Origin of the sequence: Ruegeria sp. HKCCSA071, assembly GCF_017872555.1 — a bacterium.
Classification (GTDB): domain Bacteria; phylum Pseudomonadota; class Alphaproteobacteria; order Rhodobacterales; family Rhodobacteraceae; genus Ruegeria.
On sequence record NZ_JAEDOX010000008.1, the window covers coordinates 116,728 to 131,811 of the forward strand.

The 15,084-nt window shown below is 56.4% G+C and carries 18 protein-coding genes; 5 read left to right on the top strand and 13 right to left on the bottom strand.

Going from position 1 to position 15,084, the window contains the following annotated elements; genetic code table 11:
* Positions 1 to 77 precede the first annotated feature (77 nt).
* The 3 genes from I9188_RS14925 to I9188_RS14935 form a co-directional block, all read right to left on the bottom strand.
* On the bottom strand, positions 78 to 623 hold the full coding sequence (locus I9188_RS14925) for a cytochrome c (RefSeq protein WP_209599666.1): 546 nt from the start codon (positions 621 to 623) through the stop codon (positions 78 to 80).
* Positions 624 to 661: 38 nt separating this feature from the next.
* Positions 662 to 1,105: a DUF411 domain-containing protein gene (locus tag I9188_RS14930; protein WP_239367996.1), complete on the bottom strand. Its 444-nt coding sequence runs from the start codon at positions 1,103 to 1,105 to the stop codon at positions 662 to 664.
* A gap of 75 nt (positions 1,106 to 1,180) precedes the next feature.
* On the bottom strand, positions 1,181 to 1,525 hold the full coding sequence (locus I9188_RS14935; protein ID WP_163852058.1) for a metalloregulator ArsR/SmtB family transcription factor: 345 nt from the start codon (positions 1,523 to 1,525) through the stop codon (positions 1,181 to 1,183).
* Positions 1,526 to 1,581: 56 nt separating this feature from the next.
* Here I9188_RS14935 and I9188_RS14940 point away from each other — a divergent pair, with 56 nt between their 5' ends.
* Genes I9188_RS14940 through I9188_RS14955 form a run of 4 tightly spaced genes read left to right on the top strand, consistent with a single transcriptional unit; the run spans position 1,582 to position 4,858 of the window.
* Positions 1,582 to 2,430 (top strand): cation transporter, encoded by an 849-nt coding sequence (locus tag I9188_RS14940; RefSeq protein ID WP_037207713.1) that lies wholly within the window; start codon positions 1,582 to 1,584, stop codon positions 2,428 to 2,430.
* On the top strand, positions 2,427 to 2,936 hold the full coding sequence (gene lspA, locus I9188_RS14945) for a signal peptidase II (RefSeq protein ID WP_058314162.1): 510 nt from the start codon (positions 2,427 to 2,429) through the stop codon (positions 2,934 to 2,936). Before I9188_RS14940 ends, lspA begins: the two co-directional genes overlap by 4 nt.
* A 37-nt stretch (positions 2,937 to 2,973) precedes the next feature.
* Positions 2,974 to 3,495 (top strand): TRAP transporter small permease subunit, encoded by a 522-nt coding sequence (locus tag I9188_RS14950; protein ID WP_232279250.1) that lies wholly within the window; start codon positions 2,974 to 2,976, stop codon positions 3,493 to 3,495.
* Positions 3,485 to 4,858, top strand: coding sequence for a TRAP transporter large permease subunit (locus I9188_RS14955; protein ID WP_239367947.1), 1,374 nt, complete (start codon positions 3,485 to 3,487; stop codon positions 4,856 to 4,858). Before I9188_RS14950 ends, I9188_RS14955 begins: the two co-directional genes overlap by 11 nt.
* 280 nt (positions 4,859 to 5,138) lie before the next feature.
* Here the strand turns inward: I9188_RS14955 and I9188_RS14960 are convergent, their stop codons facing one another.
* The 10 genes from I9188_RS14960 to I9188_RS15005 form a co-directional block, all read right to left on the bottom strand.
* Positions 5,139 to 6,176, bottom strand: a complete 1,038-nt coding sequence (locus I9188_RS14960) for a hypothetical protein (RefSeq protein WP_152460672.1) — start codon at positions 6,174 to 6,176, stop codon at positions 5,139 to 5,141.
* Positions 6,177 to 6,263: 87 nt separating this feature from the next.
* Complete coding sequence (locus I9188_RS14965; RefSeq protein ID WP_152460671.1) at positions 6,264 to 8,093, bottom strand: relaxase/mobilization nuclease domain-containing protein; 1,830 nt, start codon at positions 8,091 to 8,093, stop codon at positions 6,264 to 6,266.
* Positions 8,090 to 8,509, bottom strand: a complete 420-nt coding sequence (locus I9188_RS14970; RefSeq protein ID WP_152460670.1) for a hypothetical protein — start codon at positions 8,507 to 8,509, stop codon at positions 8,090 to 8,092. The genes I9188_RS14965 and I9188_RS14970 overlap by 4 nt, the downstream gene beginning before the upstream one ends.
* A gap of 472 nt (positions 8,510 to 8,981) precedes the next feature.
* Positions 8,982 to 9,182 (bottom strand): hypothetical protein, encoded by a 201-nt coding sequence (locus I9188_RS14975; RefSeq protein ID WP_152460669.1) that lies wholly within the window; start codon positions 9,180 to 9,182, stop codon positions 8,982 to 8,984.
* Positions 9,183 to 9,866: 684 nt separating this feature from the next.
* Complete coding sequence (locus I9188_RS14980; RefSeq protein WP_152460668.1) at positions 9,867 to 10,409, bottom strand: hypothetical protein; 543 nt, start codon at positions 10,407 to 10,409, stop codon at positions 9,867 to 9,869.
* Between the two features lie 22 nt (positions 10,410 to 10,431).
* The gene (locus tag I9188_RS14985) at positions 10,432 to 10,722 is read right to left on the bottom strand and encodes an addiction module antidote protein (RefSeq protein ID WP_152460667.1); all 291 of its coding nucleotides are present in this window, start codon (positions 10,720 to 10,722) and stop codon (positions 10,432 to 10,434) included.
* 5 nt (positions 10,723 to 10,727) lie between these two features.
* Complete coding sequence (locus I9188_RS14990; protein ID WP_152460666.1) at positions 10,728 to 11,021, bottom strand: type II toxin-antitoxin system RelE/ParE family toxin; 294 nt, start codon at positions 11,019 to 11,021, stop codon at positions 10,728 to 10,730.
* Positions 11,022 to 11,136: 115 nt separating this feature from the next.
* Positions 11,137 to 13,002: a ParB/RepB/Spo0J family partition protein gene (locus I9188_RS14995; RefSeq protein ID WP_152460665.1), complete on the bottom strand. Its 1,866-nt coding sequence runs from the start codon at positions 13,000 to 13,002 to the stop codon at positions 11,137 to 11,139.
* 218 nt (positions 13,003 to 13,220) lie between these two features.
* A complete protein-coding gene (locus tag I9188_RS15000; protein WP_152460664.1) occupies positions 13,221 to 13,625 on the bottom strand; it encodes a DUF3768 domain-containing protein in 405 nt (134 codons plus the stop codon).
* Positions 13,626 to 14,152: 527 nt separating this feature from the next.
* Positions 14,153 to 14,404: a WGR domain-containing protein gene (locus I9188_RS15005; RefSeq protein WP_152460843.1), complete on the bottom strand. Its 252-nt coding sequence runs from the start codon at positions 14,402 to 14,404 to the stop codon at positions 14,153 to 14,155.
* Positions 14,405 to 14,655: 251 nt separating this feature from the next.
* Between I9188_RS15005 and I9188_RS15010 the strand changes: the two genes are divergently transcribed.
* Complete coding sequence (locus I9188_RS15010; protein ID WP_152460663.1) at positions 14,656 to 15,048, top strand: GFA family protein; 393 nt, start codon at positions 14,656 to 14,658, stop codon at positions 15,046 to 15,048.
* The last annotated feature ends 36 nt before the right edge of the window (positions 15,049 to 15,084 follow it).

Here is a 15,084-nt window from a genome sequence, read left to right on the forward strand (position 1 = left end):
TTTGGTGGTGATCGGCGAAATTGTGTATTTTTGGAAGCACCGCCAAAAGCTCTACAAAGTGTTCGCGGTGCGCGGTATCACGGGAACCCCGCACGCATGTATGCGATGATTTTCCAGATTTCTTCTTCAGTCAGCGCTTCCCTGAAGGCTGGCATTTCTGTTCCGAAGCGCTGACCGCCCTCAGAAATTGCCCAGAGCAGATACTCGTCTCCCGACATCGGCATCTGAACAAACCATCTAAGGAGAGCCGGAGAAGGCACGAGAGACCGACCGGCCTCACCATCCCCGAGACCCTCGGCTCCATGACAACTTGCGCAGTTCGCTGTGTATAGCGTCTTGCCTTCCGCGATAACTTCAGGCGTCGCGCGAATAGTGTTCCGAGCACCCCGATAAGCTGCGGGCACGCCCTCGTTCATGTAAGTCCAGTGTCGTTGCATGCGCTGCTGCTGGCCTGGTCCCATGTTTCCGTGCCCCCAGCCAGGCATGCGTTCAGACCACATGTGGCCCGGTCCCATCGGCCCGTGGCCCCACCAATCGCCTCGTTGCTGCTGTGCGACGGCCACAGTGGCAATGATGACAAACACCGCGCCCAAACCCATAAATCGTAGTCTATGCTGTGTCATCGTCTTCTCCCTATTATTTCTGATCGTCTAATTTCACCTCAGGCTGCGTCATAACTCGTGAACACTTCGGTGCTACCGTCGCGCCGGATCAGGAATACTTCGTAGGCTTCCCGCTGATCTTCCGGCCCCATTCCGGGTGATCCATAGGGCATGCCTGGAACGGCGAGACCGACTGCATCTGGACGTTCGTCCAGAAGGCGACGGATGTCTGCAGCCGGCACATGGCCCTCGATCATGTAGCCATCGATCTCGCCCGTGTGGCACGACATCATGTCTTGAGGGATGCCATTGTCCAACTTGTGCCGAACCAGCAGAGTGCCAAAGCTGCGCTCCTCGGTTACACGAAAGCCTTCCGCTCGAAGAATATCGACCCAAACCCGGCAACAGCTGCAATTCGGGTCCTTAAGAACGTGGATCGACGGAGCTCCCTGCGCAATCGCGGCGAAGGGTGCAATGATGGTAAGACCTACAGCGGCTATAATAATTTGACGGCGCGTTACATCAATATCAGTCGTCCTTTAGCTCTGTCCTAGTCTATTTCATCGCTTAGTGGCTGCTTATCTCCCGCGATAGTTGTCGCAGGACTCAACGCCCCCTGCGACCACATCGAGAAGTGCGTCCACATCGCTCAACAGCGTTGCGATACGTGCGCTACTGATACGGTAGCGGATGAAGCGCCCATCTCGGTCGCTGTTAACTAGCCCGCACTCCAACAAGCATCGCAAGTGGTTGGATACGTTTGGTTGTGATAGTCCCGTACGCTCGACGAGTTCGTGAACAACCAGCGGCTCCCCGCACAGCGCGCCGAGAATAGACAAGCGGCTTGGGTCGGCAAAGCCGCGAAATAGTTTTGCTCGTTGTTCAATGGTACCGACCTTGCGGTCCACAACGATCTGCGTCATATCATTGCTCACTGATATATTATCCTTTGATCCACTTTAGCAGGAGAACTGCGATCATGGCCAACGCAGAAAGCGCGATAGCAGATATCCCATCCTTTCGTTACCGCGTTTCCGGCATGGATTGCGCCAAGGATGCCGCCCAGATCGAGCGGGCGGCGCAATCTGCGGGTATCGCGCCTGACGCCGTGAAAGTGTCTACTGCAACGCACATAATGACTTTGACAGCTCCCGAAGCGCGCTTGCCGGAAATTGAAAAAGCCGTCGAGACAACAGGGTATGGGTTTGACCGCATCGAGAGCGACGAAGATATTCAGCAAGGTGCGGCCCATCAGGACCCTGGCTATCGCCGCGCGCTCTGGATCGTTGTGATCCTGAATGTTGGTTATGGCGTTCTTGAAATGATCGGCGGGTTCATTGCCGGATCACAGGCCGTGAAGGCCGACGCGTTGGATTTCATCGGCGACGGCGCAATCACCTTCCTCGGCCTGTTGGCCATCGGCTGGAGCCTCGCTTGGCGAGCGCGGTCGGCCCTGATCCAGGGCATCTTCCTCGGCCTGCTTGGTCTTGGAGTCTTTGGCACGACCATCATAAGGGCATTCGAGCCGACAACCCCAGACGCCACTTTGATGGGGATTCTGGGCCTGATTGCTCTTGTGATAAATGTCATCTCCGTGCTGCCGTTGCTGCGGTACCGCAAGGGCGACGCGAACATGCGCGCTGTCTGGCTGTTCTCGCGCAACGACGCCATCGGCAACGCCGCAGTCGTTATCGCCGCCGGGCTGGTGGTTTGGCTAGGCAGCGCATGGCCCGATCTCATCGTAGCCTTCGGGATCGCCGGACTGTTCCTGCACTCGTCATGGGCGATCATCCGCGACGCGCGGGCCGATCTGAAGGCGGTGGCATGAACAGCCGCGTTCTCGGTGGGCTTTGCGCCATCGCCGCGTTTGGTGTTGATCAGGGCACCAAGGCTCTTGCCCTGAACTCCCCGGCGCTTGAGAACGGGGTCGAGGTTCTGCCCTTTCTCAACCTCGTGCGGGTTTTGAACGATGGGGTCAGCTTCGGTATGCTCGGCGGGGTCGTACCCTGGTGGGGTCTGGTCGCACTTGCTGCCGTGGTCGTGGCATGGCTGCTGATCTGGCTGTGGAAGGCTCCGGACAGGCTGACAGGTGCGGCGCTCGGTCTGATCATCGGAGGCGCGCTTGGCAATATCCTTGACCGTCTGCGCTATCAGGCCGTCCCTGACTTTCTCGACTTCCATTACGGGTCATACCACTGGCCGTCCTTCAACTTGGCTGACGTGGCGATCTTTTGTGGGGCAGCATTGCTGTTCTGGGACAGCTTTCGCACCTCGAAAGTCAGGCCGGAAAATCGGGAACAAGACAATCGCAAGGGAGATGTCACGGGGGGATAACAGCTAACAGGCAAAGAACTTTGGGAGGGAATTCGGCTTGAGATTTTTGGATTGGATTGACCGTGGCATTCGCGGCATCGGCGTCGTGACTGCGTGGCTGACAGTTGTTTCGATTGCTGCTTATGGCGCGCTTCAGATGCTGGATCGCAAGCTACAACTTGGCGTGTCGAGCTATTTGCCGGACCTGTCCACGTCACTGCTGTTCATCCTAATTTTCTTGACCTTTGGGTATACCTATCTGCGCGACGGTCACGTGCGCGTTGATGTTCTTCGCAGACATTGGTCCGCCCGCCGCATTGCTTGGATCGAACTGATTGGCGGCCTTTTTGTCCTTCTGCCGCTCGCCGCCATCCTGACCTATTACGGATGGGACGGTTTGATGCGCACCACGAAATACGCGGAAACTCAGTTGTGGGCACAACGCATTGCCGGGGTCATCGGCCCCATCTTGCTGGCTCTTGCCGGGATGATCGTAGCCCTTCGCAACATCGCCTTTCTGACAGGGAGACGTGCGCAAGGTGCACCGGAACAAGCAAGCGGCCTGCACAATGGTGAATGAGGTCCTCACGGTTGCCATGCTTGTCGTGATGGCGATTGGGGTTTTCAGTGGCTTTCCGGTGGCGCTGGTGCTCGCGGGGACAGGCTTCTTGGGGTTTGTCGCTGCGGTTTGGGTGGGGATCACTGATTTTCAGCATCTGGGGCTGATCTACCTGCGGGCCCGTGGTGTACTGACCAATGAATCAGTCCAATTCACCAGCGTTCCAATGTTGATTTTTCTTGGCCTGATCCTGAATGCCAGCGGGATTGCCGAAACCATGTTTCGCTTGCTGGGGCGTCTTCTGACAGGCGTTCCCGGTCGCTACGCCATTGCGACTTTGCTGATCGGCCTCGTTCTTGCGCCCGCCGCCGGGGTGATCGGTGCTTCCGTCATAACTGTGGCGTTGGTGGCCTATGCCCCGATGATGGCGTCGGGCTACGCACCGCGAACCGCAGGAGGCGCTGTCGCAGCTTCTGGAGCATTGGGTGTCGTGTTCCCGCCAGCCGTGATGCTGTTCTTCATCTCGAACGTGTTCTATCTGCGCATCGGATTGATGTATGTGGCCCTCATCGTACCTGTGCTTCTGATGGTCATGGCCTTCGCGGTCTACTTTGCGGTCACCTTGAGAAAAACGGTCGAAATCCCGCTGGACACACCCAAGACCAATCTTGTGTCAGACCTCTTGTTTGTACTCGCGTCTGTCGCGGTCATCGCATCCATTCCGCTCAGCATCATTCTGGGCTTTGCGACACTAACAGAGGCGGCTGGAGTAGGGGTTTTTGGCGCGCTATTGGTCGCGCTGGCGCGAAAGCGCTTGTCTTTCTCATCGTTGAACTCTGTCACGGTGCAGACAAGCACGATGACGTCGATGGTCTTCTTCATCGTATTGGGCGCATCGGTATTCTCGCTCAGTTTCCACCTGGTCGGTGGACCGGACGTCATCTTCGAGTGGATATCCGCATTCGATCTCACCCGGTGGGAACTGTTGGCGATCCTCCTTGGCGTGATCATCATACTTGGGTTTGTTTTTGACTGGATCGAGGTGCTGCTGGTCTTTGTACCCGTACTGATGCCGATTATTTCAGAGCTCGACTTCGCAGATCACGTCGGCTCTGCCTACTTTGCGCAGATCTGGATCGCTGGCCTGATTGCGTTGGCCTTGCAAACGTCCTTCCTGACGCCTCCTTTCGGCTATGCCCTGTTCTTTGCCAAGATGGCCGCACCGAAGGGTATCAATCTGTCTGATATCTATCGCGGAGCGGTACCCCTTGTTGCCATTGAGATTGCATTGATCGCGGCGCTGATCTCGTTTCCTCAGCTTATCACTTGGCTGCCCGAAATGGCCCTTGGGGATGCCGATGCGCCGCAATTGATACAGCGGTGAGTGATGTAGCCTGCAGCGGGGGAAAGCATTCCCTTGTGGGTTCTCTAGGTTTAACCGTTTTTTCGGATTGAGCTGAAGCGGCCACTGGCGCAGCCGCAGCGAAATGGTGCTTAGTCCCGCTTCTTGCCTATTCAAACGTGGTGCAGCGAATGCCCGGAATGTCCAAGGACAAGAGTCCGTCCCAATCGGAACAGACCCCACATTACTCCAACCCGGTGGTCTCGCTGTTCCCGGCAACACATTCACCGGCGCGAACAATCATCTATCATGTCCTCCGTGGTTAAAGACTGTGTCCATCATACTCATGGACGTGGGTAGCCTGTTCGCGGGTATGGGCAATCTCTTGCACCACGGCGGCAATCTTGCTGGATGAAACTTGGTGCAGCTCACCAACAACGGCCTCCGCGCGCTCGTAGCTGTCCGGAACGCCTTGGCTGTTGAAATGGGCGGCAGCGGTGGAAATGTCCGCGTCTCGCCAAGTCGCAGTGGTGCCGACTGAAACGCTGTCATGATCGTTGTAGCGGGCCAGGAACTTGTTTCCATCGAGTCCGAAGCTGTTGGCGGTTGCAACAATGTCGTCACGCACTGCCAGCCATTTTTCGGCCTCGGAGGGGTCCAGGTTATCCAACTCGGCCGCATTCATGGATGTGGTGTAGCTGTCGTCGACAACAGTGTATGCCTGCAGGTCGGTGTCGTATGGGCGTAGCTCGGCAACATCGCCCTTCAGCTCTCCGATCTGCACGTCCATTGCAGCACGCAGATGCGGATCTTCGACCTCTCGTGCAAGTGCCTCCATGTTTTCGATGGAGTTCACAATGTCCTTGGTCTGCTGTTCGTAGTTCTCGAAACCGGCCTGCCCCAGAGCGGATTGCATATACTGAACATAGCGATCACCGGGCGACTGGTAGTCGTCGGAATCCTGAAAGCCTTTGTCGCCGGACAGATCCGCAAGGGACGAATAGTAAGGGTGATACAAGTCGTATTCCTGAGCGTCGTTCATGTGCTGAGAAACCAAAGCCTGCATGTCGTTCAGATCAACCGGCTCCCCTGACCGCTCCGCAGCCTCCAATTCGATTTTCAGTTCTTCGACCAGATCTTTTTGCGCCGTGTGTTCGTCAACACGGCGGTTGGCCTGGTCCTCGATGTCGAAGCTCTTTGAAGCAATGGCTGCACGATCATAGCCCATCGCCTGCTGCTCTTTCATGATGATGTCGATCTGCTCTGAAACGCGATCCTCGCGCGGGGCAGATTGATCGAATTGGGAATAGGGTGCGAAGTGTTCGACTTCGTTCAAAAGATAGTCTGTACGCGAAACCATAGTTTTTCCTTTGCGAGTTGATGGAAAACTCTTTGATGGATCTACCTACGGCGTTGGCGCGCTCATCAGGCAGACCGGGTGAACTCCTTATAGGCTGTGTCCGTCATCGTCGCCCCGCCCTTGCAAGAGCGGTTGCGTTGCGTGGGCGTGAACGTCTGAAAGTTCTTCTGAGATTGCGATGATCTTGGAAGAAGCAAGCTGGTGCAGCTCGTCAACAACGGCCTCTGCGCGGTCGCGGCTGTCCGACAATCCTTGAGCCTGGAAGTGGGCAGCGGCGGTCGAAATGTCGTCGCTGCGCCATCCCATTGTTGTGCCCAAAGTGACGTTCTGATGATCGCCAAAGCGGGCAACGAACGCCTCGCCATCAAGGCCGTAGCTGCTGGCCGTGTCGGTGACTTCCTTGCGGATCGCCGCCCACTGTTCGGCCTCCGGATAATCCAAGACATCCATTTCGGCAGTATCCATCAGGGTTGAATATCGCCGGTCCTCGATGATGTAGGCTTGCAGGTCGGGATCGTTGGGCCGCATGTTGGCTACGTCACCTTTCAACTCTCCTATCTGAATGTCCATCGAAACGCGCAAATGAGGGTCAACGACCTCGCGCGCCAGCCCTTCCATTTTTTCGATGGACTGCAAGATTTCAGCAGACTTCTTCGACCAATTGTCACTGGCATCCTCGCCCAAAGTATCGCGCATGTAAGCGTCATAGCGCACCGCTGGCGGCGAGTAGTTTTCGGACGCTTGATAGTCTTTGTGATCGACAATATCGGCCATCGCCGAGAGCGTTCCGCCGCTTTCCGCGATATGCTGGTGATCATCAATGTGCTGGATTACACGGGCCTTTAGATCGGGGCTGATTGTTTCCTCGTTGCCGCCTAATTCGACGTGCTGGCGCAACTCGCGCATCAGATCTGGTGACTTGTATTCGGGGCCTCCCGGCTCACCGTAGTCATCAAAATGATGAGCCTGATCCAGCAGATGTTCCATTCTCGATACCATAGGCTCCTCTCCTTCTATGAGCTTGATGGCAAACTCTTCGATCTTTTCGCTGACGGCGTTGGCGCGCTCATCAAACAGATCGGACATTCTAGCGATGGATAAAGTCATAACATCACCTGCCATGTCGCGGGCCGTAACTTCGACTTCCGGGGTGGTCTCAACCACCGACATTCCGGCCTGAACCTTCCACGTGTCGGTCTCGACTTCCTGCCGCAAGCCTCGCTCAAGGCGGGTCGTAGCGGTCAGCTCAATTCCGTATTGTTCTGCAACCTCAACCTGGATAGAGCGCTGAACGTCGATGTTCATTTCGCTGCTCATGCCCATAGCGAGCCACTGCCCATGCTCGACGCCTCGGCTGTTCACAACGATGTGGACATGGGGGTTATCAGTGTCGTTATGGAACACGGTCAGATAGTCCCATGTATCGCCAAAATCACCGCTTCCAAATAGACGATCTGCGAACTCCAAACCGGCCTCGTGAGCGGCGTCGGGATAGGTGCCTTCGGGGAAAGAAACGATCATGTGACGGGTGTAACCGTAGTTGGTTTTCCCGTTGAAATCCTCCGCCCAGGTCTCGATCAGATCACTGACCTGATCCGCATCGAGCGGGGTCACGCCATTGTCCCGGATGTCCAAAACACCCTCTGCCCGAACGGTCAGATAATTGATCTGGCGGCGCAGTTCGTGCGCGTTCTTGACCCCACCTTTGCGAACATGTTTCACAACCGCCTCGGGCCTTCCAACCACGGCCCCAAGCCGCGCCTTGATGGATGAGGCCCGCGAGATCATGAACTTCATGCGCTTGGCAGTTTGCAGCTGCTGGCTGATCTGCTTGGACCGATCGACGCCCTTCTGTGCTTCCCGGAACGCAAGCTCTAGGAAGTCTCCGGCTGTCAGATTGCGAGCTGCGGCGTTCATTCTTCAGCTGTCCAATCATCGTCACGCAGGATCCGGCGAATGGCGGATTCAGGTTCACGGTTTCGGCGGGCTGCTGTGATCATCGCCTTCAGATCTTGCCGGTGCTGGATGATCGCTCGATGGAGATTTTCGACGTCGCGGCGGTCGTCATCGGTCCAGATCACCGAGCCGCGTTTGGCAGATTTCGCAAGCTGGTTGAGGTTCGTGTATCCGCCCTGAACCTGTCGCAAGTGCGTCTGCCAGAGATCCACCAGGCCCGGGTCAGGATCGAGATAACCGATCAGCCGATAGATCAGTCGTTGGATGATCTGGTTGCGGCTCTTGGCCCCAAGCGCGCCCACAGCCGCCTCCAGACGCGCCAATGCATCCAAAGGCAAGCGCACGGAAAAGACAGTGGTGTCGGAGGGCTTGCTCAATATATACCTTAGGTTGTATTTATGATTTGTAACACAACTACCTTATCCTGTCATACTCTCCAAGAGGAAACCGGGGGTGATTTTAGAAATCCGTACTTTCTCAAATTGCCCTCGGAACAGTTTTTCTCTTGGAGGCAATCTCCACGCCGGGAAAAGGGTCCCGCCCCTTTTCCAGCCAGCAGGCGTGGGTGCCAGTGGACCGGCGCAGGGCAATCATGTTTCGCATGAGCTGCCCGAACAGCGCCCGTCACATTCCGGCACGTTCAAGGTCAGTATGGCATTTTCCGCGCGCCTCAGCGCGCTCAGTTTCCCGCCGCCTGCGCGGCGGGTGTGGTCAGGGTGAGGGCTGCCGCGTTGTGGTGGGACGGAGCCCCTGCCCGGTCATTGGACCGCGCGCCACCTGTGGCGCATATATGGTCCGGCCTGCGGCCGGAGCAGAAGAAAGGGCGGCTTGCGCCGCCCTGCCCTCTCGTCATTCGGTGACGGGATCGTCATCGGTGCGCTTCGGGAAGGCCACCATCTCGACGCTGGGGAACATGCTGTGCTTGACCTGGATCGAGGTGATGTTGCCGGTCTCATCGGTATTGACGAAGAGCACCCCGCATCGGTCCCAGAAAGTCTTGCCTTCTTTTTCACCCGTCTTGACGTTCAGTTTCAGTGTTTGAGTTGCCATTGTTTGATCCTCGCTATGGCGTGTTTCGATGAACATGGCTGAAGCGGGCATCAAGGGGATGTCAGCAGGGAATTTGATCCGCGCGGAATGCGCCGCAGGCGCAGGGGAAATTCCTTGTTGAAGCGCGGCGCCCGGACTGGGCACCGCGCGTCTTCCCCGACTGCCCGCTTATGTTCATCACCTCAGAAACACGGCAGCCGAGGATCATCTCCGGCAACGGGTTTGAAACTGTCAGGCCAAGTGAACAGGCAAGACTTTCTGGGATCGCTGCGCACGGGTCATCCGAACAAAGCGATGTGGTTTGTGGCGGCAACATCGCCTCGGTCCGACACGGGCCCGGTGCTCAGGCCCGAATGCGGGTGGCCTTTCTGAGCCGGTATGACTCGCGCAACGACAGATTTACGTTAACTGGTGGCGCAAGCCACCATTTCCATCTGGCGGAGGCCAAAGACCGGGCGGTCCGGCCCTGGTCCGCGCTCGCGTGGATCAGGTTAACAGACGGACTCAATTTGGCGAGGTGGATTTGGCTGAGATAATACGACAACCCACGTGACCTATCTCACGCGCGGATGTCGGCGGGACCAGCACATGGGCGGAGGCCGCGCGATGCCGCTCCAAGAAAGAGGCCCACCGAAGCGGGCCACAAGTTGAACCGAAGGAAAATCTCGAGGTAATGATCTCAGGCTAACGCTTGCGCGCGCGATCGACAACACCGTCGGCTGTGATCGTGGCAATGCGATCCTCGGTGCGCCGGGTCATTTCCACCCCGTCACCTGTCATATGCGCCTCGGCAAACTCGGTGAACTTGAAGATGCTGCCATCGGCTTCAACATGGGTTTCATCCTCTGCCGAGCAGCGTTTCACCGAGCCGTCATGGCGGATTTCGATGAGCGTGTTGTCGGCCATTCGGACCGTCACGGTATGCTCATCTACAGCGACGCCCTGCCACCACATATCTGCATCGCGCCGCACAACAATGCGACTGGGATGCAGTTTGATCTGCACATCCTGTGCCACGTCCGGATCCGCGGCTTTGACGACAACGATGGCCTCTTGCGCGCTGGGATCACCATGGATCGACGCGCTCCCGTTTTTTGGCGGCCAGAGCTTCGGCTGCGTGCGCGGCTTGCCCTTCTGATCCGTGTGAAACCCGACAAACATCTGTGCGGATTTCCAGACGCGGCGGGCGGCTTTTTCAACCGTAGAAGGGGCTGCATCGGTAGACATGATGGATGGCCTTTAAAGTGGGTTAATTCACGTGCATTTTCGGGGTGAGAGTCACACCCACAGCACTCAGCACCTTCAGCACCGTGCCAAATTCGGGATTGCCGTTTTCGCTAAGTGCGCGGTAGAGGCTTTCCCGAGACAGACCAGATTTGTCGGCCACACTCGACATACCTTTGGCCTTGGCAACATCGCCAAGTGCCGACGCGATAAGCGCCGTGTCGCTGGTTTCAAAAGCCGCTTCCAGATAGGCTTGAATGGCTTCGGGGCTGTCCAGGTAGTCAGCCGCTTCAAACTTCGTTGTTTTGACACCCATATTTTTTACTCCAACTCTTTTGCCATCGCTTTGGCTGTTTTGATGTCTGCCTGCTGGGATGACTTGTCTCCCCCACAAAGCAATATGATCAAAACATCACCGCGCGACACATAGTAAACGCGATACCCCTTCCCTTCGGAGATACGCAGTTCACTCACACCTTCACCAACCGGCTTCACATCACCGGGATTGCCCAGGCTCAATCGCGTGATGCGAACCAAAATCCTGGCTCTTGCTCTTTGGTCCTTCAAACCCGTGAGCCACTTGTCGAACAGGTTCGTCTTACGAATTTCTATCATACCTATATGTAGCCTACAGGCTACAACCTTTCAAGTCAAAACAACCTATACCATTGAACTAAAATCAAAAATCATTGCTGAAAAGCAGGGCGCGTTGCGCCCTGCCCTGCCAGTTTCAGAAGCAATCCGGCACCCATGCATCGATCCGGGCTTTCTGTGCCTCGGTCACGCCCAGTGCCTTTTGATGCTCTGGATCATTGAAGAGCTTGTGCAGCGCCTCGTTCTTCGCACCTTTCTTGGATTTCGCGAAGGCTTTGAACATGTCGGCGTCGATGTGCAGGTCCAGCAGGTCTTTGTAGAGATCATCCAGCTGCCAGCCTTTCAGACGCTTGAAGCAGTTTTCAGCCGAAGGGGTCCAGATCGCGCGCATGTCTGCACCGATCTCAGCCTCGATCTCCGCCATGAACTCCGAGCGCTGGGTCAGAAACCGCCGGGCCAGAAAACCCGTGATCTCACCATTGCGGGTCTTCTTGCCCAGATCGCGAAACGCTTTGAACGCTTCCACGCTGCCTTGTGCGGCAATCTCGTGGAACTGGTCATAGGCTGCCTGTGCCGCTTCATCCCGTTCTCCGCCAAGACGCGGGTCGAGGATGAACTGGTCATCGATCTCGGGTGTGTTCCGCTCGGCACCACCATAGCCAAACCCAAACAGATTGCTGGTCAGACCGGAGGCCGGGGTGGCAAAGAAAGCAAACAGGCTCAACACATAATCAGGCTTGTCCAGCAGGGCCGTTTGAACCGCTGCCAGCCGGATCGCCACCATGTCGTCGATGAACTTCTGCGAATAAACTGGTTTTGGTTCTTCCTTGATCTCCGGTTCTTTGACCGGGGCCAGAACACCAGCCTCAATGGCAGCCTGAACATGTTCCGCCGCGACATAGGCCGGGGATGTTTTGATCTCGCCATTGTTGGTGACATAGACAAACACGCCGGACAGCTTGCGCTGCGCGTCAGAATAGAACGGCGCCGTATAGTCCTCAAGCGCGGCCAGCTCCTTTTCACCATCCGCGTCCAGAGCCTCACCCTCATAGAGTTCGGCAAGTTCGTCATACCGTTCGGCCTGTCCTTCGGTGAAGTCCCGGCTCACCATGTCCAAACGGTGCATGTCTTTCGTACCCGAGAACCCATAGGGAATGTAGCTTTCCTCATGGGTGTCCACCCAGTCCCAGCCTTCCGCGTCGCGCAGTTTTTCCGCTTCTACCGCCAGTTTCTCGGCAAACAGACGATCCAGTAACGCGCCTTCATTGAATAGGGTTTCATCGGCAAACAGATCAGCGGTGACGGTGCCGCCCGCCTCAACATAAGCCTTCTGCCCGACAAATACGGCCTTGCGGCTAGTGCTGCTAACAGCCTCCGACGTCAGTGCCTGTTTGACATCATGCTCACTGAACCACCGACATTCTTTGGCCCGTTCCAGAACCTCCAGAATTTTCTCTTCTTCGGTGCTGACGGTCATGGCTTTGGCCAGCCCCATGCTGATCTCACCGGCTTTGAGCGCATCCAGAACGGCGGCGGGCAGACTGGCAAGCGCGAGGCGGCGGCGCACATGGGATTCGGTCACGCCAAACGCATTGCTGATCTTGGCAATAGACAGAGATTTCTCGGCCATTTTGCCATAAGCACGGACCTCGTCCACAGGGTCCAGTTCTTCACGGGCGGTGTTCTCCGCATTGGCCCATTGCTCAGCCACGAAGGGATTGTCCGTGACCTTAACGGGAACCTGTGCCAGATCAGCGCGCTCAGTCACGGCGATGTTCAGAGCCCGTAGGCGGCGACCACCGGCAACGATTGCGACTTTGCCATCGGTATCGCGCAACCCGCTGAGGTTCTGGATCAAGCCACACATAACCAAACTGTCGGCCAGAAGTGCAATACCTTCCTCACCAACCTCCTGTCGTGGGTTGATGTCAGACAGGTAGAGATCGGACAGGGATACGGTTTCGATGGTTTCCGGTGCGGTGAATGTTTCGACTTTGCTCATGGGGCAAATCCTTGTTTGAGTGTTTGAGATCGTGTTAAGGGTGCCCTACCCCTTCCGGGGTAGAGCGGAGCCGTTTAGATGGCTGCGTGTTGGATCAGGAAGCGGCGCGCGATGTGGAAATTGTCGCCCTTCCTGATTAGCGCCCACGCTTCTGCGATACGTTGCTGCAAGATTTCATTGCTCATGGTGTTCACCTCCTTTCCGGTTTGGGATTGAGATCAGTATTCGCTGGGGCACATGATGGTCAGAACGCGGCGCGTCACTGACGTGTCAAACGGCCGGTCGGACCCATACGTGTAGTCCGTGTCGTAAAGATCGATCTTCCAGAACAGCTTCTGGTCACGGACTGTCACCGCCCCAAAGGTGTGATCGCCATAGGGGTCATTGCCCTCGTCAAACTGGTCATCCGACGCCACCGCTGCCAAAGCTGCAGTCTGGAACTCCATCCCTTCACCTGACACGCCGGGCGTGACAAATACCTGACCCTGAATTCCCTTAGAATGCATCTCGATTGCCGCAGTCGGATCGATCAGCGCTTTCCGAAATAGGTCATTCTGGGTCGCAATCTCTGCCGCCTGCAGGCTGGTGTCAGTGTCGATGTCTTTTGTCTTTTCAATGTCCAAAACCGTCTCTCCTTTTGTGGTGCGACCTCTGGGGTTGATCCCCTTTGGTGCTGGTTTTGAGCCGAGCCCTGAAAGGGCGTCGTCTCTAAAACCTGCCCCGTGGCGAACGCGGAGAGGGGCGAGACAGGACCAATCGACAAGAGTGGTGCGGCCCGCAGCGCAGGCGCGCGAGGACACGGTATTGTCTATTTGTCTTGTCCGAGGGGGGAGGCCGCGCCTTCCCCCTTACGGAAGGTAGCGTTTGGCTTGTCCAAATCCCGCCTGACCCACAAGGAAAGGACAAAGGATCTCTGATCCTGCGTGAGCGCAAAAGGGACCGTCACCCGAATGGGCAGATCACCACGGCATGGACCGACCATGACCCAAAGCCCCTGCCCCGGCTCGCAAGAGACGGGTCAGGGGCTACTGGGACAGGGAGATCATTCTGGGGTGTTCTGGGTGGAAGCCGATACGTCGGCTGAAACCTAGAGCCTGCTCACGAGCCGAAAGGCTCGGGATTTGCCACAGAAACAGACTGCAGCCCGAAGTCACTCACCGACCGGAACATACCCTCGACGGAGCTTTTGCTTTTCGAGATTGTGGAGCGCGTCACTAGCCAGGGCTTCGTCATCATACGTCACCATCATGGCTTGCCCGTTCGTGCCAATACGCCCCCAGGTACGAAGCACTGAAACCTCCCCAAACAACGTCGGCTGCAACTCGATGCCATAGAACCGCGCCATGTTGATCTCAGGGTCCACATGGATCAGGTGCACAGGTGTGGTGTCTGTCAGCTCCATGACGCGATTGTCGATCAATAAAGCTCGTCTGTCCAATGACTTTGCTGGAACAGTCAATTGGCAAGGATTCAGAACCGTGATGAAAACATTCGACAACTCAATCTGTCTGATGCTTGCCTCGTACCCATCCAGGTACAAGAGCTCATATTGGCACCATTCCACATTCCGCTGCTGGAACCGTTGTGACCACTGGCCAGAGTAGGTACGGTTTTCTCATATCTTGCAAAACGAAATAGAAGGATGAAGGCAACGTGGCTGAAATCTTGGAAGGCGGATGTTTTTGCGGTGAGGTTCGATACCAGGTCACTGGCAGCGCAGTAATGCAACTCATGTGTTTTTGCAGTGATTGCCTATCGATGACCGGAACGGACGGTTATGCCGGGTACATGATAAAGTCGGAAGACCTGCAGCTGCTGAAAGGCAAACCACGGACCTTTGAGAAGACCTCAAAGGAAGGTCGACCTGTCATCAAGCATTTTTGTGGCACCTGCGGATCAGGCCTGTGGGGCGTGACAGCCTTCGGATTGACGAGCATTGCGGCTGGGACATTGGATGAGCCAAACAACTTCAAGCCAACGAGCAAGGTTTTTGTGAAAGATGCCCCCAACTGGGCCAGGGTTCCCCACCATTTGGAAGAAATGTAGCGTTTGAAGCTTTGGTATCACCTACATTTCTGTCTT